At 65.2% G+C, this 18,089-nt stretch carries 16 protein-coding genes; 7 read left to right on the plus strand and 9 right to left on the minus strand.

Annotation, left to right across the window (positions count from 1 at the left end):
- Positions 1-18 precede the first annotated feature (18 nt).
- The 6 genes from pip to pqqA form a co-directional block, all read right to left on the minus strand.
- Positions 19-1,005: a prolyl aminopeptidase gene (pip, locus tag RAD04_RS23040; protein WP_461625598.1), complete on the minus strand. Its 987-nt coding sequence runs from the start codon at positions 1,003-1,005 to the stop codon at positions 19-21.
- Positions 995-2,194: a pyrroloquinoline quinone biosynthesis protein PqqE gene (pqqE, locus tag RAD04_RS23045; RefSeq protein ID WP_461625599.1), complete on the minus strand. Its 1,200-nt coding sequence runs from the start codon at positions 2,192-2,194 to the stop codon at positions 995-997. Before pqqE ends, pip begins: the two co-directional genes overlap by 11 nt.
- On the minus strand, positions 2,191-2,502 hold the full coding sequence (pqqD, locus tag RAD04_RS23050) for a pyrroloquinoline quinone biosynthesis peptide chaperone PqqD (protein WP_091966345.1): 312 nt from the start codon (positions 2,500-2,502) through the stop codon (positions 2,191-2,193). The genes pqqE and pqqD overlap by 4 nt, the downstream gene beginning before the upstream one ends.
- A gap of 25 nt (positions 2,503-2,527) precedes the next feature.
- Positions 2,528-3,307 (minus strand): pyrroloquinoline-quinone synthase PqqC, encoded by a 780-nt coding sequence (gene pqqC / locus RAD04_RS23055; RefSeq protein WP_461625600.1) that lies wholly within the window; start codon positions 3,305-3,307, stop codon positions 2,528-2,530.
- Positions 3,304-4,233 carry a pyrroloquinoline quinone biosynthesis protein PqqB gene (pqqB, locus tag RAD04_RS23060; RefSeq protein WP_461625601.1) on the minus strand — a complete coding sequence of 310 codons (930 nt, stop codon included), beginning with the start codon at positions 4,231-4,233 and terminating at the stop codon, positions 3,304-3,306. Before pqqB ends, pqqC begins: the two co-directional genes overlap by 4 nt.
- 117 nt (positions 4,234-4,350) lie before the next feature.
- A complete protein-coding gene (gene pqqA / locus RAD04_RS23065; RefSeq protein ID WP_007595659.1) occupies positions 4,351-4,431 on the minus strand; it encodes a pyrroloquinoline quinone precursor peptide PqqA in 81 nt (26 codons plus the stop codon).
- 249 nt (positions 4,432-4,680) lie between these two features.
- Between pqqA and RAD04_RS23070 the strand changes: the two genes are divergently transcribed.
- From RAD04_RS23070 to tarD, 5 genes are all read left to right on the plus strand, one after another.
- Positions 4,681-4,938, plus strand: a complete 258-nt coding sequence (locus tag RAD04_RS23070) for a DUF6894 family protein (RefSeq protein ID WP_026202038.1) — start codon at positions 4,681-4,683, stop codon at positions 4,936-4,938.
- 136 nt (positions 4,939-5,074) lie between these two features.
- Positions 5,075-6,475, plus strand: coding sequence for an amidase family protein (locus RAD04_RS23075; RefSeq protein ID WP_461625602.1), 1,401 nt, complete (start codon positions 5,075-5,077; stop codon positions 6,473-6,475).
- A gap of 2 nt (positions 6,476-6,477) precedes the next feature.
- The gene (locus RAD04_RS23080) at positions 6,478-6,954 is read left to right on the plus strand and encodes a glutathione peroxidase (RefSeq protein ID WP_038950953.1); all 477 of its coding nucleotides are present in this window, start codon (positions 6,478-6,480) and stop codon (positions 6,952-6,954) included.
- Positions 6,951-7,208 carry a DUF3297 family protein gene (locus tag RAD04_RS23085; RefSeq protein WP_018318553.1) on the plus strand — a complete coding sequence of 86 codons (258 nt, stop codon included), beginning with the start codon at positions 6,951-6,953 and terminating at the stop codon, positions 7,206-7,208. Before RAD04_RS23080 ends, RAD04_RS23085 begins: the two co-directional genes overlap by 4 nt.
- 227 nt (positions 7,209-7,435) lie before the next feature.
- Positions 7,436-8,605 (plus strand): D(-)-tartrate dehydratase, encoded by a 1,170-nt coding sequence (tarD, locus tag RAD04_RS23090; protein ID WP_461625603.1) that lies wholly within the window; start codon positions 7,436-7,438, stop codon positions 8,603-8,605.
- Between the two features lie 195 nt (positions 8,606-8,800).
- On the opposite strand, the gene RAD04_RS23095 is transcribed toward tarD, so the two are convergent.
- The gene (locus RAD04_RS23095; protein ID WP_461625604.1) at positions 8,801-10,153 is read right to left on the minus strand and encodes a malonyl-CoA decarboxylase; all 1,353 of its coding nucleotides are present in this window, start codon (positions 10,151-10,153) and stop codon (positions 8,801-8,803) included.
- Between the two features lie 209 nt (positions 10,154-10,362).
- Complete coding sequence (locus RAD04_RS23100) at positions 10,363-11,214, minus strand: AraC family transcriptional regulator (RefSeq protein ID WP_461625605.1); 852 nt, start codon at positions 11,212-11,214, stop codon at positions 10,363-10,365.
- Between the two features lie 59 nt (positions 11,215-11,273).
- Here RAD04_RS23100 and RAD04_RS23105 point away from each other — a divergent pair, with 59 nt between their 5' ends.
- The gene (locus RAD04_RS23105; protein ID WP_461625606.1) at positions 11,274-12,446 is read left to right on the plus strand and encodes an MFS transporter; all 1,173 of its coding nucleotides are present in this window, start codon (positions 11,274-11,276) and stop codon (positions 12,444-12,446) included.
- A 221-nt stretch (positions 12,447-12,667) separates the two neighbouring features.
- Entirely contained in the window at positions 12,668-14,935 is a 2,268-nt protein-coding gene (locus RAD04_RS23110; RefSeq protein WP_461625607.1) for a cation:proton antiporter domain-containing protein, read from the plus strand.
- Here RAD04_RS23110 and RAD04_RS23115 read toward each other — a convergent pair.
- Positions 14,932-18,084 carry an efflux RND transporter permease subunit gene (locus tag RAD04_RS23115; protein WP_461625608.1) on the minus strand — a complete coding sequence of 1,051 codons (3,153 nt, stop codon included), beginning with the start codon at positions 18,082-18,084 and terminating at the stop codon, positions 14,932-14,934. The genes RAD04_RS23110 and RAD04_RS23115 overlap by 4 nt on opposite strands.
- Positions 18,085-18,089 lie beyond the last annotated feature (5 nt).

The raw sequence follows: 18,089 nt of genomic DNA on the forward strand, positions 1-18,089 counted from the left end.
CTTGTCCTTTTTCGCGCATTAGCGCGCGGCCTTCGACGCAAGGTCGGCAATCGACCTCATCACCGCATCCCTCACGCCGGTATCATAGAGCGAATGTCCGGCTTCTTCCACGAGGCGAATCTCGGAACCCGGCCACACTTTCGCGAGTGCGTGTGATGTCTCAGGAGGGCACAACAGGTCGTAGCGGCCCTGCACGATAATGCCGGGAATTCCGGCGAGCCGGTCCGCGTTCCGCAGCAGCTGGGCTTCGTTCATGAAGCTGTCGTTGATGAAATAATGCGCCTCCATGAACGGCGTCGCCGGCAGCGTGCGCCAGACGTTCAGCGACGCCAGGTCCAGCCGCGTCTTTGCCGCCTTGTGCTCCGACAGGGCTCGCTCGGTGTCGTGCCAGGCGCGGGCCGCCGGTCCGTGAATGGCCGGATCGGCATCGAGGATGCGGCGATAATAGGCTTCCACCGGGTGTGCGCGTTCCCCGGGCGGCAGCACGCTCAGAAAATCCTCGTAGAGCGCGGGATAGAATTGCTGCAGGCGCACCGTGAAGGCCGTCTCGACCTCGGCTCGCGTGCCCAGAAAGGTTGCACGCAGCGCAATGCCGGAGACGCGCTCGGGATGGGCCTGCGCGTACGCCAGCGCCAGCGTCGCGCCCCAGGAGCCGCCGACCACCAGACAGCGATCGAAGCCGAACTTTTCGCGGATTTTCTCCATGTCGGCGATCAGATGCGCCGTGGTGTTGTGCTCGCGCGATCCCTTGGGCCGGCTGCGGCCGCAGCCGCGCTGGTCGAACAGCACGGCGCAGAAACGGTCGGGATCGAACAGCCGGCGATGATCGGGCTGGCAGCCGCTGCCGGGCCCGCCGTGCAGGTAGACCGCGGGAATGCCGTCGCTGCGACCGACGCTCTCGACATAGAGCTCATGGCCGTCGCCGACGTCGAGCATGTCGGAGGTCAGCGGCGCAAAGGGATCGGCGCGCCTCGCCGCTGTGCCTGCGTCGGCGTCAGGCCCCATTCTCGGATTCCAGGGTGCCGCCGGCGAAATTGCGGTAGAGGAAGCGATTGGTCTCGCCCTCGGCCTCACGCTCGGCCTGCTTGAAGATGGTCTCGTGCAGCGGCGACAGCGCGCAGGCCGGGTCGGTGTTGGCGGCGTCCCCTGTCAGCGCGAAGGCCTGGCAGCGGCAGCCGCCGAAATCGATCTCGCGGAATTCGCAAGACTTGCACGGCTCCTTCATCCAGCCGGTGCCGCGATAGCGGTTGAAGGCTTCGGAGTTCTGCCAGATCCAGGCGATCGAATGATTGGAGCGGACGGATTCGAAGTCGAGCCCGGTGATGCTCTCGGCGGCGTGGCAGGGCAGCACCTTGCCGGCGGGCGAGATGTTGAAGAACTGCCGGCCCCAGCCGCCCATACACTTCTTCGGCCGCAAGGCGTAGTAGTCCGGCACGACGTAGTCGATCGCGAGCGTGCCCTTCAGCCGCTCGCGCGCTTCCTCGACGAGACGCGTACACTCATCCAGCTGCGCCACCGTCGGCATCAGCGCGGCGCGGTTCTTCAACGCCCAGCCGTAATACTGCACATTGGCGACCTCGAGCCGGTCGGCGTCGAGATCGACGGACATCTGGATGATGTCAGGCAACTGGTGCAGGTTCTGCCGGTGCATCACCGCGTTCACGGTGAGCGGCAGATCGAGCTCGCGCGTCCACTTTGCCACTTCGAGCTTCTTGCGGTGTCCGTTCTTGTAGCCGGCAACGCGATCGGCGAGGCCTTCCTCGATGCCCTGGAACGAGATCTGCACATGGCAGAGCCCGGCATCGGCGAGATCGCTGAGCTTCTCGCGCGTCAGCAGCACGGCCGAGGTGATGAGATTAGTGTAGAGACCAACGTCGCTGGCATGCTTGACGAGGTCGACGAGGTCTTTCCGCGCCGTCGGCTCGCCGCCGGAGAAATGCACCTGCAGCACGCCGATCTCGGCAAGCTCGCTGAGCACCTTCTTCCATTCCTCGGTGGTTAGCTCCTTGCCCGAGCGATCGAGTTCGACCGGGTTGGAGCAGTAGGGGCATTGCAGCGGGCAGCGATGGGTGATCTCCAGCAGCACCGCGAGCGGAATGCCAAAGGTCTCCGCCGTCGAGCGCTGCTTCTCCAGCACCGCGAGGCTGTCGCTGGCATCAGGCGGGATCATGGGGTTGCCGAGCACATCGCTCATGACGTCTTCTCCCGGGCCTCCGTGAGAAAGCCCTTGTCGGCGAGATCCTGCAGCATGACGATGACATCGGCGAGGATCGCCTCGCGCGGCGCGGCGTACTTTGCCGCCAGCTGATCGGAGACATCGCCGACGCTGCGCTCGCCGTTGCAGAGCTGCAGGACCTCGACTGCGATCTCGTCCGGGGCCAGCACACGTTCCGGCGCCAGGATCACCCAGACCTTCCGCGTCTCGTCATATTTCAGCTTGGCATGCCGCGGCAGCACGGGGCGGCTTGTCTCGCTGACGCTGATGTTCCGCGGCCCGGCCATTGCTCTTGTCCCTCAACTCGCCTTCTTAGTTTTCTTTGGGCACGAACGCGCCCGGCGGAATGTTGCCCTCGACATAGGCGTGCTGGAGCGCGTCGAGTTGCACCCATAGCACGTTGGTCTTGAAGATCAGCGCGTTGCACACTTGCGCGCGCTGCTCCGGCGTCGTGGCATGCACCTTGACATAGTCGAGCGCAAAGCCGGCATCGCGTGGCGCCTGCGCCAGGCGGCGCTTGAAGTAGCTCATGATGTCAGGATTGACGAAATCATAGTGCTCCAGCATGCCGGAGATGCGTTCTTCATGCAGATTTGGCGCGAACAGCTCGGTGAGCGAGGAGGCGATCGCCTCCAGCGGGCTCTTCTCGCGGCAGTAGTGGACGTAGGCTTCGACCGCGAAGCGCGTCGCCGGCAGGATGCCTTCGGTCGATTCCACGTAAGCCGTGTCGAGCCCGAGTCCCTCGGTCAGCTTCAGCCAGCGCTCGATGCCGCCCTCGCTGCCGACGTCGCCGTCATGGTCCTCGATGCGGTGGCGCCACTCCAGGCGCGTGGCGCGGTCGCGGAAGCGCGAGATCACCACCGCGTCCTTGATCGGGATCGTGCTCTGGTAATAGTAGCGGTTCAGCGCCCAGGCCTGCACCTGACCCTTGTTCAGCTTGCCGCCGTGCAGCAGCTTATGGAACGGATGCAGGCTGTGATAGCGCGTCGCCCCGATATGGCGCAGCGTCGCCTCGAGCTCCTCGGCCGAGTTGAGCCTCAGATCCTTGCCGATCGACAGCGCAGTCATTCCAGTCATTGACGCCGCATTCACAGCACGATCTCCGTTCCATCCGCCGGTATCTGCCAGCCCGCCGCCTCGACGGCCTTGCGCTCGGATGAGGCAGGTAGCAGCGCCGGGTTCGAGTTATTGATATGCAGAAATATCTTCCTGTCGATAGCGAGGTCGGCCAGCCGCGCGATGGCGCCGTCGTCGCCGGACATGGCGACATGTCCCATGCTCTTGCCGGTCTTGTGGCCGAGCCCGCATTTGATCATCTCGTCGTCCTGCCAGACCGTGCCGTCGAAGAACACCAAAGCGGCGCCGTCGATCTCGGCCTTCAGCGTGTCGGTCACCTCGGCGCAGGCCGCGATGAAGTAGAAACACTTGCCGGTCGCCTTGTCGGTGATCTTCAGGCCCAGCGTATCGCCGTCGCCGCTCGCGCCACCGGGATGCGCCTTGCCTTCCAGATACCAGGCGGATTTACCGGGGACTGCGAAGGCCAGCACTTCCAGCCCCGATCGCGCGCCGTCCGGTAGCCGCGGCTCAAACGGCTCGCTGATGTCGATCGGCTGGCGCCGCACGTTCTTTTCATTCAGCACGTTGAAGATGCTGTTGCTCTTCAGGATCGCCAGCACCTTCTCGTGCGCATAGACCGTGAAGGGCGAGCCCTCGCGCATCGACAGCAGGCCGGCAACCGCATCAACTTCGCTGTTTGTCAGGATCACGCCCGCAATCGGCGTATGGCGCAACGCCCCGGCCTTGGGGTGCAGTTGCGGAGTGGCATTCAATTGCTGGCGCAGGTCCGGGGAGGCATTGATCAGGAACCAGTGCTCGCCGTCGCCGCTGAAGGCGACCGAGGCCTGGGTTCTCAAGAGCTCATGGCCGTTCTCACGGGCCGCCCGGCAGCCCTCGCAGCCGCAATTCCATTGCGGCACTCCGCCGCCGGCTGCGGCGCCCAGGACGACGACGCGAAGCATGATCCGTCTCCTGGAAGCAACGTCACGAGGTGGATCTCAGGCCGACACGATTTCCCTCATTCGGAAACCAGTCGTGACCTAAAGACCCACCTGCGCTGAACGCAGATCACCAACCGCTTACTTGCGGGTGGCGCTCACATACATGTTGATTTCCATGCCACAGGGCACTTCGACGATCTTCGGGGCTTTCCAGGCCATTTTGGCACTCCATTTTCGCGAATTCGGACGTATCGCCCACCCGTTAAATTAGTGCGCGCCGAGAAGTTCGCCAGTGAAATTTTCCCGAGAAGCCCATGTTGCGCCGCGAAAAAAAGCCCTCGGGAACTCTCACTTCCGGGGCGCTGCCTTGCGTTCGGCGCATTCGGTCGCGAACCCTGTCCTGATAAAGCAGTTGTGAGTGCAGTGCAGCTTTCAATCCGGTACAGGCGACCCAACTGGATCTCGATGATGCCCAGATACTACTTCAACACCCGTATCGGCGACGAACTGATCGTGGATCCCGAAGGCGAGGATCTGCGCAACCCCGACCGCGCCTGGGAGGTCGCCCGCCAGATGATCCTGGAGGTGGTGAAATCCGAGGGCACCCAGCGCGCCCTGCTGGATGCCGTGATCGAGGTGACCGACGCCGAAGGCGAGATCGTGCTGGAGTTTCCCTTCACCGAGGCGCTGCTGGACATCCCGGACGCGTCCGCGACGCGGCATTAGCCCCCACTCTTTCCCCGTCGCAAAGACGACGGAGAATGAGGCACCACCCGGCGCCCCAGCGCCTTCGCCCCTGCGAAATCCGCATGGCTTTGCCGCGTTCCCGGCGCTAAAAGACGCCGGTTACACGGAGCAAGCCATGCAAGATCTCTGGCGCCTGTCGGCTGCCGACCTCGCCACCCTCGTCAAGTCCAAAAAGGTGTCCGCCAGGGAGGCGGCCAAGGGCGGGCTTGCCCGCCTGGATGCCGTCAATCCCCAGCTCAACGCGGTGATCGACCACCGGCCGGACGACGTGCTCAAGCAGGCCGACGCCGTCGATGCCGCCATCGCGCGGGGCGAGGACCCCGGCGTGCTCGCCGGCGTGCCCGTCACCATCAAGGCCAATGTCGACCAGGAGGGCTTTGCCACCACCAACGGCCTGAAGCTCCAGCGCGATTTGATCGCGCGCGAGGACAATCCGGTGGTCGCCAATTTCCGCAAAGCCGGGGCCATTCTCCTTGGCCGCACCAATTGCCCGGCCTTCTCCTATCGTTGGTTCACCACCAACCTCGTCCATGGCGACACCAAGAATCCGCGTGACGCCTCTCTGACCCCGGGCGGCTCGTCCGGCGGCGCCGGTTCGGCGGTCGCGGCCGGCATCGGCCACATCGCCCACGGCACCGACATTGCCGGCTCGATCCGCTACCCCGCCTATGCCTGCGGCGTGCACGGCCTGCGCCCGACGCTGGGCCGCATTCCCGCCTTCAACCCGGCGCTGCCGGAGCGTCCGATCGGGCCGCAGATCATGGCGGTGTCGGGTCCGCTGGCGCGCACCGTCAACGATCTCAGGATTTCGCTGGCCGCGATGTCGGCCCGCGACATCCGCGATCCCTGGTTCGCACCAGTGCCGCTGGAAGGCCCCGCACGGGACAAGCGCGCCGCGCTCTGCCTCAATCCGGGCGGCCTTGCCACGACGCCGGAGGTGAAGGCAGCGGTGAGCGATGCCGGCAAGCGGCTGGAGCGCGCGGGCTGGACCGTCGACGTCATCGAGGACACGCCGCCGATGCGCGAGGCGGTCGAGTGGCAGATCAAGCTCTGGCTCGGCGACGGCTATGAGGCGCAGCTGGAGATGGCCGAGCGTGAGGGCGATCCCGGTGCGCTGGCGTGCCTGCGCGGCAATCGCGGCAGGGTCACGCCGATGGACCAGGCGAATTACGCCAAGGCGCTGACCCGCAGAGCCACGCTGACCCGCGACTGGATGCTGTTCTTCGAAAAATACGCGGTGCTGCTGACGCCGGTGTCCGGCGAGCTGCCGTTCCCCGATCATCTCGATCGCAAGGACGATGAGTCCTTCAAGCGGGTCTGGGAAGCTCAGCTGCCGCAGATCGCCATTCCCTTCATGGGTCTGCCGGGCCTCGTGGTCTCCACGGGTCTGGTCGGCAAGGCGCCGGTCGGCGTGCACATCGTCTCCGGCCGCTATCGCGAGGATCTGTGCCTGCTCGCCGGCGAAGCGATCGAGGCGGGCGGCGTGCCGCCGTCGCCGATCGATCCCGTGGGTTAGCGATGTCCGCGATCTACGATTTCAAGGCCAACTCGCTCGCGGGTGAGGAGGTTGCGCTCCGCCGCTTCGAGGGGCAGGTGCTGCTGATCGTCAACACCGCGAGCAAATGCGGCTTCACGCCGCAATATCGCGGTCTGGAGGATCTGCATCGCGATCTCTCGCCGCGCGGCTTCTCGGTGCTCGGCTTCCCCTGCAACCAGTTCGGCGCGCAGGAGCCGGGGCAGGCGAGCGAGATCCAGGCGTTCTGCTCGACCAATTACGACGTCACCTTTCCCCTGTTCGAGAAGATCGACGTCAACGGCGCCCATGCGCACCCTCTGTATGAGTACCTGAAACACCAGCAATCCGGCCTGTTAGGCGCCTCCATCAAATGGAATTTCACCAAATTCCTGGTGGACCGTACCGGCAAGGTGATCGCGCGCTACGCGCCGACCGCACGGCCGGAAGGATTACGGAATCAAATCGAGACCCTGTTATGAGCGAGACAATCATGAGCGACGAATTTCCGGACCGCCTGTCGGTCGATCCGAACAGCCCCTATTACAACGCGGACATCCTGGCGCGCGACGTCGGCATCCGCTTCAAGGGCGTCGAGAAGACCAATGTCGAGGAGTACTGCATCAGCGAAGGCTGGGTCCGCGTCACCGCCGGCAACGCCAAGGACCGTCACGGCAACCCGCTGACCATCAAGGTGCACGGGCCGGTGGAGCCGTATTTCAGGGATAAGAAATAGACCGCCGTCATTCTGGGGCGATGCGAATCCGCCGCGCGTCCAAATGCAAAACCGTCACCCTGAGGTGGCCGCTCCTTCAGCGGCCCTCGAAGGGCGACAGCCCGGCTGCACCTCGGCCGTTCATCCTTCGAGGCTCCCGATGGGGCGCTGAGCGCCCCATCACTCGCACCTCAGGATGACGGGGAGACAGTCCGACGAATTCCTCTCGACCACCAAAGGCAACCCCCATGTCCGTCCGCATCGTCGACGTCCGCGAGATCACCAAGCCGATCTCATCGCCGATCCGCAACGCCTATATCGACTTCACCAAGATGACGACGAGCCTCGTCGCCGTCGTCACCGACGTGGTGCGCGACGGCAAGCGCGTGATCGGCTACGGCTTCAACTCCAACGGCCGTTACGGGCAGGGCGGCCTGATCCGCGAGCGTTTTGCCTCGCGCATCACCGAGGCCGATCCGAAGTCGCTGCTGAATGCGGCTGGCGACAATCTCGACCCCGACAAGGTCTGGGGCGCGATGATGACCAACGAGAAGCCGGGCGGCCATGGCGAGCGCTCGGTCGCAGTCGGCACCATCGACATGGCGGTGTGGGACGCGGTGGCGAAGATCGCGGGCAAGCCGCTGTTTCGCCTGCTCGCCGAACGGCACGGCGTCAAAGCCAATCCGCGCGTCTTCGTCTACGCCGCCGGCGGCTATTACTATCCCGGCAAGGACCTCTCGATGCTGCGCGGCGAGATGCGCGGCTATCTCGATCGCGGCTACAACGTCGTGAAGATGAAGATCGGCGGCGCGGCAATCGAGGAAGACCGCACCCGCATCGAGGCGGTGCTGAAGGAGATCGGCAAGGACGCGCAGCTCGCCGTCGACGCCAACGGCCGCTTCAATCTCGAGACCGGCATCGCCTACGCCAAGATGCTGCGCGACTATCCCTTGTTCTGGTACGAGGAAGTCGGCGATCCCCTCGACTACGCGCTGCAGGCCGCGCTCGCCGAATTCTATCCGGGCCCGATGGCCACAGGCGAGAATCTCTTCAGCCACCAGGACGCCCGCAACCTGATCCGCTACGGCGGCATGCGCCCCGACCGCGACTGGCTGCAATTCGACTGCGCGCTGTCCTACGGCCTGTGCGAATACCAGCGCACGCTGGAAGTGCTGAAGACCCACGGCTGGTCCCCGAGCCGCTGCATCCCGCATGGCGGCCACCAGATGTCGCTCAACATCGCCGCGGGATTGGGCTTGGGTGGCAACGAAAGCTACCCCGACCTGTTCCAGCCCTACGGCGGCTTCCCGGATGGCGTGCGCGTCGAGAACGGCCACATCACCATGCCGGAGCTTGCAGGCATCGGTTTTGAAGGCAAGTCGGATCTCTACAAGGAGATGAAAGCTCTGGCGGAGTAGGGGTTGCTAAGCGCGAGTGGCGCGCGACAATCGCGCCACTTACTCAGTGTCGTCCCTGCGAAAGCAGGGACCCATAACCCCAGGGAGAGGTTATGGAGCGAGCTGATAACTCCGAGTCTTCGCCAAACCCAAGCCTGTGGTTATGGATCCCGGATCTGCGCTTCGCTTGTCCGGGACGACAGTTGAGTTCGCGGCTTACGACAGCCGCATATCCAGCAGCCTTCGCCCTTCACCTTTCAGCAGCTTCTTCACCGCGCTGGACGCCACGACCTCGCCGTCATTGGCATACGCTTCGTGGTTCTTCTCGATGTCGTCGAGACGGTAGAGATAGTTGACCATCACGCCGGCGGATTCCCGCACGCCCTTCGGTGAGAGATCGCCGAGCCAGTTGATGCGCTCCAGCCTGGCGCCGTTGCCGAGATGGAAGCGGGCGACGGAATCGATCAGCTTGCCCTTCGGCGTGCGTGCCTTCAGGAAATAGTGCGCCGCGAGCGGCTCGATCACGGCGCGGAGCTGTGCCGTCGTCTCGGGGCTCTCGAACCATTTGGGGTCGTCGAGGCGCTTCAGCACCTCGCGGTCCTCGTCCGACAGCGGCAGGTCCTTGTCCTGCTTCAGCCATGGCATGAAGCCCGGCACTGGTGACAGCGTCACGAAGGTGTCGAGCTTGGGCGTTTCGCGGCGCAGCTCTTCGACCACCTGCTTGATCAGGAAGCTGCCGAAGGAGATGCCGCCGAGACCGCGCTGGGTGTTGGAGATCGAATAGAACACGGCGGTGCGCGCGCGCTCGATCGGCAGATACTGGCGGTCGACCGCAAGCAGCGGCGCGATCGCGCCGGGGATCGTCTCGGTCAGCGCCACCTCGACGAAAATCAAGGGCTCGTCGACCATCGCGGGATGGAAGAAGGCGTAGCAGCGGCGGTCGACCGGATCGATGCGGCGGCGCAGATCGTCCCAGTCGGAGATCTCGTGCACGGCCTCGTAGCGGATGATCTTTTCGAGGATGTTGGCCGGGGTCGACCAGTCAATCCTGCGCAGCACGAGAAACCCCCTGTTGAACCACGAAGAGAGAAGATGCGAGACGTCGCGATCGAGCGCGGCGAGATCGGACTGGCCGTTCATCATGCCGAGCAGATCGGCGCGCATGTTGACGAGATCGCCGGTGCCGCCGGGCGCGCGGTTGAGGCGGCGGATCAGCTCCTGCCGCCGCGGCTCCGAGGCGAAATGCAGCGAGCTTGCGTCCTCGTCGCTCGGCGCGGCGCGCCATTTCTCGATCGCCTTGGACAGGCGCTCCCGGTCCGGGCCGAAATCGCGCACCAGCCCGTGGAAGAAGGCGCGGCGTCCCGCAGGATCCAGATCCCGGTAGATGTCGAGCACCTCGCGCGCGATGGCTATGCCCGATGCCTCGCCCCGGCCCGACAGCAGCGCATCGCAGAGATCGATCAGTCCGTCGGCATCCCGTCTGGTGTCGGCGGAATCTCCTCGACGAAGCAGCGTGCGGCCGCGCTCGGAGATCGTGGCGAGCAGATCGGAGAAGAAGGCGTTGGCCATCGGGACTTTCGTGTCGGGTTTGTGCGTTGCGGAAGCTTACACGGAATTTGGGTGGAAGCCGATCACAATCAAGCGGAGGAATGCGGCAACTTTAGTTGGGCCGTGCGTTGCGGGAATGACGGGATGGCTGGTGGAGGGTGGGAGCCGACACAACGCGCCGTCATGCCCCGGCTTGACCGGGGCATCCAGTACGCCGCAGCTTCTCGATTCTAGCCGCGCCGGCTCGGCGTACTGGGTCGCCCGGTCAAGCCGGGCGACGACACCGAGTGTGTGGCAAACTCCGTCGGCGTTCGCCCCGTCACCTGACGGAACGCGGCCGAGAACGCGGGCACGCTGGCGTAGCCGAGCTGGGTCGCGAGCTGCTTCACCGATACGCTGGCATCCGTCGAGAGCCGCTGGATCGCCGCGGCGATCCGCGCGCGCTGGCACCAGCTCTTGAAGCTCAGCTGCGTTTCCGTCGAGAACAGCCGCGACAGCGTCCGCGCGGAAGTTCCAACCTCGCGCGCCAGCGTGTCGATGTCATGCAGGCCGGTGGGATCGTCGAGCACGATCATGGCGGCCCGCCGGCAGCGCGGCTCGCGCGGCAGCGGCACGAAGGTCGCGGAATCCTCGGCCTGGTGCAATTCCAGCATCACGAGGCGCACCAGCAGCTCGGTGCGCTCCTCCGTATTGCGCACGTCGAACAGCGCCAGGATCGCCTGATTGAGCAGCGGCGACACCCGCACCACGAATTCCCGGGTCAGGCCGTCATAGCGCTGCTCGCGCTTCAGCCAGGACAGGTCGAAATACAGCGTGCGCATCTCGATGTCGGCGAGCAGATCGATGGCGTGCTCGAGCCCGGCCGGGACCCAGACCGCGCGGTCCGGCGGCACCAGCCATCGCCCCCCGGGCGTCGTCACCTGCATCGTGCCCTTGGCCGCATAGATCAACTGCGCCTCGCGGTGGAGGTGCGGATCGATCCGCATGCCCTTGGGATAGTCGCGCGCCACCAGATGCACCCCCGCAGGCGAGCGGTGGTTGCTCCGGACCTCCCTCAGGATTGGCGTTTCCAAGACAGTCATTGGCAGCATCCCGTCATGGGGAGGACATATAACTCATTTCGGAGCAGGAGAGGATTCGTATGAACAGCCCCAGCCGGGTCATCAGTTTCGTCAACGCAGGCCATTTCATCGACCATTATGCGATGCTGATCTTCGCTGCCGCCGTCATCATCATGGGGCCGGCGCTCGGCATGGCCTATTCGGAACTTTTGCCCTACGCGACACCTGGCTTCGTGGCTTTTGGCGCCGGCTCGCTGCTCACCGGCTGGCTCGGCGACCGCTGGAGCCGCCGCCACATGATGCTGATCTTCTTCGTCGGCATCGGTGCGTCCATGATCGCGGTCGGCTTCGTGCAGACCCCGGCGCAGCTCGGCGCGGCGCTGCTGGCGATCGGCATCTTTGCCTCGATCTACCATCCCGTCGGCACCGCCATGATCGTGTCCTATGCCGACCGGCTCGGCCGCGAGATGGGGATCAACGGCGTCTGGGGCAATCTCGGCGTTGCCTCCTCCGCGCTGGTGACAGGCGTGATCGGCCAGTATCTCGGCTGGCGTTTCGCCTTCATCGTTCCCGGCGTGGTCACGATCCTGATCGGTATCGCCTTTGCGATGATGGTCGTGCACGAGGACCGCAAGGGCTCGAAGCAGGCGGCGGCGCAGGCGCGGGTGGCCAAGCAGGACATGTGGCGCGTGGTGCTGTCGCTGCTGATCGTGGTGATCGCGATCTCGACGACGTTCAACGCCGTCACCGTCGCGCTGCCAAAACTGTTCGCGGAACGGCTCGCCGATTTGACGAAGAGCCCGGCGCTGCTCGGCGTCATCGCGGCCTGCGTCTACGTGTTCGGCGCGATGACGCAGTACACGATCGGCCGGCTGCTCGATCGTTATTCGCTAAAGACGGTGGCATTGCCGCTGTCCTTCATGCTGGCGCCGTTCCTGTATCTGGCCGCCAGCCTGAACAATCTGCCGCTGATCCTGGTCTCGATCGGCATCGTCATGGGCGCGTTCGGACAGGTCACGGTGAACGATGCCATGGTCGGCAAGTACACCAGCGAGGAATGGCGCTCGCGCGCCTACGCGGTACGCTATTTCATCGGCTTCACCGCGGCCGGCGCCTCGGTCGGCCTGGTGGCCTGGCTCTACGAGCAGGGCGGTTTCGTCACCATGCTGCACGCCTTCGCCGCGCTCTGCCTGCTGGCAATCGCAGCCGCCATCATCCTGCCCCGCGAGATCAGGACGCCGCAGCCGGTGTGAGGGCTCCGTGTCCCGGACCAGCGCAGCGAAGCGGAGCGCAGAGCCGGGACCCAGAGGCCAAGTATTCCCGTGTTGCGTGGGCCCCGGCTCGGCAGCGCACCGCCAAGCGGCGCTGCGCTGCGTCCGGGGCACGCCTCACGTCTCGGGAACCCGCTCCACCTCCGGCGGGTTCTATCCCCGTGGCCCCGACCTCGGGGCGGGCAAAGGGGGAAGACACCAGCATGCCATGGCGCCTGCTCCGACCGGTCGGCCTCGTCCCCGCGGCGCTTGTCCTCACCACCATTGCGGCCGGTGCCGAGGGCGGCAAAGCGGCCGGCCCATCCGAATTCCTGCTGGTGGCGCAGATCGTGCTGTTGATCGCGGTCGGTCGCGGTCTCGGCGAGATCATGCAGCGCGTCGGCCAGCCCTCGGTGATCGGCGAGTTGCTCGCCGGCATCATCCTCGGACCGTCGCTGTTCGGCTGGATCTGGCCCGAAGCGCAGCACGCGATCTTCCCGAAGGCACCCGAGCAGAAGGCGATGCTCGACGGCATTGCCCAGTTCGGCATCCTGCTCCTGCTGCTGCTCACCGGCATGGAGACCGACCTCAAGCTGGTCAGGAAAGTCGGCAGGGCCGCGATCGCGATCTCGATCGCCGGCATCCTCGTGCCCTTCGCCTGCGGCTTCGCGCTCGGAGAGTTCCTGCCCGATGCGCTGCTGCCCGATCCGCAAGCCCGCCTGGTCGCTTCGCTGTTCATGGGCACGGCACTGTCGATCTCCTCGGTCAAGATCGTCGCGGTGGTGGTGCGCGAGATGAATTTCATGCGCCGCAATGTCGGTCAGATCATCGTCGCGACCGCCGTGATCGACGACACCATCGGCTGGATCATCATCGCCGTCATCTTCAGCCTGGCCTCGCACGGTACGCTGGATATCGCCTCGGTCGCGAAAGCCGTGCTAGGCACGCTCGCCTTCCTCGCCGTCAGCTTCACCATCGGGCGCCGCCTGGTGTTCCAGCTGATCCGCTGGGCCAATGACAATCTCGTCAGCGCGGCGGCGGTGATCACGGTGATCCTGCTGTTGATGAGCGTGATGGCGCTGATCACGCATCTGATCGGCGTACACACCGTGCTCGGTGCCTTCGTCGCCGGCATCCTGGTCGGGGAATCACCGATCCTGACGCGGCAGATCGACGAGCGCCTGCGCGGGTTGATCTCCAGCTTCTTCATGCCGGTGTTCTTCGGCCTCGCCGGCCTCAGCGCCGACCTGTCGGTGCTGCGTGATCCGAATCTGCTGATGCTCACCGGCCTCCTGGTCGTGATCGCCAGCGTCGGCAAGTTCGGCGGCGCCTTCGTCGGCGGCACATTGGGCGGCCTGAACCATCGGGAATCGCTGGCGCTGGCGAGCGGCATGAATGCCCGCGGCTCGACCGAGGTGATCATCGCGACCATTGGCCTGTCCATCGGCGTGCTGAGCCAGAACCTGTTCACGATGATCGTGACCATGGCGATCGTGACCACGATGGCGATGCCGCCGATGCTGCGCGCGGCGCTGGCGAGGCTGCCGATGAACAAGGACGAGAAGGAGCGGCTGGAGCGGGAGGAGTTCGAGAAGCGCGGTTTCCTCGCCAATCTCGAGCGCCCGTTGCTGGCGGTGGACGAAAGCGTCAACGCCACCTTTGCCGCCCACATCGCCGGCCTGATCGCCGGCATGCGCGGGCTGCCGATCACCGTGCTGCATATCGGCAAGAGCGCCAAGGAGCAGGAGAAGGGCCGCGACCAGGAGGCGAGCCACGAAGCGGTGGTGAAGAAGGCCGCCGAAGTCGTGTCCACCCATGGCGACGGCGGGGCCGGCAACGTCGATGTCGTCACCCGTGCGAGGCAAGCGGAGCTCAGCGAGACCATCGCCGACGAGGCGCGCAAGGGTTTTGATCTTCTGGTGGTTGGCATCGACAAGATCATCGCGACCAAGGACCGCTTCGATCGCAAGATCGACGACATCGCCGCGAAGTTCGAAGGACCGCTCGCGATCGTCGCGGCCAAGGGCAAGCACCTGAAGCAGCCGGCGCCCGAGGCGCTCAACATCCTCGTTCCCGTGTCCGGCAGCGGCATCTCCAAGCGCGGCGCCGAGGTCGCGGTCGCGCTGGCGCAAGGAGGATCAGGCTCGCTCCGGGTGATCTATGTCGCGACGACGCGCGACAGGGGCGCGCAGCGCGGCGCCTCCCGTGGCCTCGGCCAGGAGGCGGGCATCCTCAAGGACGCCAGCGATCTCGCCGCCCGCTACGACGTCGACATCACCACCACGCTGCGGGTGAACCGGGCGCCGGAAGCCGCGATCCTGCGCGAGATCGACACCACCGACGTCGATCTCGTCGTCATGGGCGTCGACCGCATCCAGGCCGACCATCTCTCCTTCGGCGGCGTCGCCGACGCCGTGCTCAGGCAGTCGAAGGTGTCGGTGCTGCTGGTGTCGAGCGGCGAGGCAAGGCAGGTGGCGGTAGAGAAGGCCTAAGGCTTGACCGCCGCCACCACCTTCGGCGCCTTCTTGCTCGCCCGCCAGTTCTCGAAGCGCTGCACCACCACGAAGAAGGCCGGTACGAACAGCACGGCGAGGCAGGTCGAGGCCAGCATGCCCGAGAATACCGTGATGCCGATCGATTTGCGCGCGCTGGCGCCGGCGCCGGTCGCGAGCACCAGGGGCACCACGCCGAGGATGAAGGCGAACGAGGTCATCAGGATCGGGCGGAAGCGGGCGCGCGCCGCCTCGATCGCGGCCTCCACCACCGGCTTGCCGTCGCGGCCGTGCAGCTCGAGCCCGACCTCGACGATCAGGATCGCGTTCTTGGCCGACAGCGCGATCAGGAGGATCAGGCCGATCTGGCAATACAGGTTATTGTCGATCTTGAGCCCGGAGAGGATCAGCATCGGCCCGAGCAGCGACAGCGGCACCGCGAGGATCACCGAGATCGGCGCGTACCAGCTCTCATACTGGCCGGCGAGCACGAGATAGACCAGCAGCATGGCAAGGCCGAACACCCAGTAGATCTGGTTGCTGACCGCCTTCTCCTGATAGGACATCGCGGTCCACTCATAGCCGGTGCCCGGGGGCAGCGTCTTGTCGGCGATCTCCTCCATCAGCTTCAGCGACTGGCCGGAGGAGTACCCCTGCGCCGGCAGGCCGATCACGGTCGAGGACGGATAGAGGTTGTAGAGGCTGATCAGCGATGGTCCCGTCGCCGGCGTGATCTTGGCGACGGTGCCGATCGGGATCATGTCGCCGTTCGAGTTGCGCACCTGCATGTTGGCGATGTCGCGCTCGGTGACGCGGAACGCGGGATCGGCCTGGGTGTAGACCTGGAACACGCGGCCGAACTTGTTGAATTGGTTGACATAGGACGAGCCGAGATAGGTCGACAGCGCCGAGAACACCTGGTCCGTCGTGACGTGCAGCGTCTGGGTCTTGACCCGGTCGATCTCGACGTTGAACTGCGGCACCGAGGAGCGGAACGAGGACTGCACGCGCTGCAGCGCGCTCTGGCTCTGGCCGTTACTGACCATCGCGCCGGTGATCGCCTGCAGCTTGGCGAAATCGCTGTTGCCGTCGCGCAGCTCGACCTGCATCGAGAAGCCGGCGGCGTTGCCGATGCCCTGGATTGGCGGCGGCGGCAGCACCAGCGTGCGCGCCTCCATGATGGTCGCGAGCTTGTCGTTGAGGCCATAAACCAGCGAGCGCAGATCCTCGCCGGGGCCTTTGCGCGCATCCCAGTCCTTCAGGATGATGTAGGCGACCCCGGCATTGGCAAGGCTGGCGCTGTTGTCGAGCGCGGAGATGCCGGCAATGGTGATAACCTGCGCCACGCCGGGCGTCTCCTTGATCAGCCCGCTCGCTCTGTCGAGCACGGCTTGGGTCCGCTCCAGCGCGGCCCCGTCGGGCAACTGCACGGCGGCGATCAGATAGCCCTGGTCCTCGATCGGCAGGAAGCCGGTCGGCACCCGCGACAGGCCGTAGCCGCTGGCGCCGATGACCAGCAGCGCGAACGCGACCGACACCGTCGCGTGCCTGCACAGGAAGGTGATCAGCCGCGTGTAGCCTCGCTCGACGCGGTCATAGACCGCGTTGAAACCTCTGTAGAAGAAATTGCGCTGTTCCGGCGGCACCGTCGGTCGCAGCCACAGCGCGCATTGCGTCGGCTTCAGCGTCGCCGCGTTGATGGCGGACAGCAGCGCGGTCGCCGCGATCACCAGCGCGAATTGCGAATAGATCCGCCCGGTGAGCCCGGCGAGGAACGAGGCCGGCAAAAACACCGAGATCAGTACCAAGGTGATGCCAACGATCGGCGCGAACAGCTGGTCCATCGCCTTGATCGCGGCGTCGTGGCCGTTCAGGCCCTGCTCGATGTTGTGCGCGGCGCCTTCCACCACGACGATGGCGTCGTCGACCACGATGCCGATCGCGAGCACGATCGCGAACAGCGTCGACATGTTGATGGTGAAGCCGAGCGCCGCCATGGCGGCGAAAGCGCCGATGATGGTGACCGGCACGGTCGTCGCAGGTACCAGCATCGCGCGCCAGTCCTGCAGGAACACCAGGATCACGACCAGCACCAACAGGCCGGCCTCGATCAATGTCATGTAGACCTCGTGCACCGAAGCCTCGACGAATTTGGTGGTGTCGAACGGCGTGTCGTATTTGATGCCTTCCGGGAAACGCTTGGCGAGGTCCGCCATCTTCTTCTCGACGGCCTGCTCGACCTGGAGCGCGTTGGCGCCGGGCGACTGGAATACGCCGATGCCGGTGGCGGGCTGCTTGTTGAGCGAAAAGATCTGGCTGTAGGTCTGCGCCCCCAGCTCGACCCAGCCGACGTCGCGCACGCGCGTGACGTCGCCGCTGGTCCCCGACTTGACGATGATGTTCTCGAACTGGCTGGTGTCGTCGAGCCGTCCGTTGACGTTGAGCGTGTACTGGAACGCCTGGCCCGGCGGCGTCGGCGGCGCGCCGACCTGGCCGGCGGAGACCTGCTGGCTCTGTTGCTGAATCGCGTTGATGACGTCCTGCGGCACGAGGCCAAGGACCTGCAGCTTGTTGGGATCGAGCCAGACCCGCATCGAATACTGGCCGGCACCGAACACGGTGACGTTGCCGACGCCGGGCAGGCGCGAGAGCTCGTCGCGGATGTTGATGGTGGCGTAATTGCTCAGGTAAAGGCTGTCGTATCTCGAATCCGGCGAGGTCAGCGTCACGAACAGCAGGATCGAGGTCGATCGCTTCTGCACGGTGACGCCCTGGTTCTGTACCGACTGCGGCAGCTGCGACAATGCGCTGGAGACGCGATTCTGCACCAGCACCTGCGCGAAGTTCAGGTCGGTGCCGATCTTGAAGGTGACGGTCAGCGTGTAGCTGCCGTCGGAGCCGCTATAGGACTGCATGTAGAGCATGTCCTCGACGCCGTTGACCTGCTGCTCGATCGGCAAGGCAACCGTGTCGATCACGGTCTTGGCGCTGGCGCCGGGATAGCGCGTGGTGACCTGCACCGTCGGCGGCACCACGTCGGGGTATTGCGCGATCGCCAGGTTGAACAGCGCGACGCCGCCGATCAGGATCATCAACAGCGCGATGACGTTCGACAGGACCGGCCGCTCGATGAAGAATTTTGAGATCATGGCTG

The organism is Bradyrhizobium sp. 25ACV (assembly GCF_054863005.1).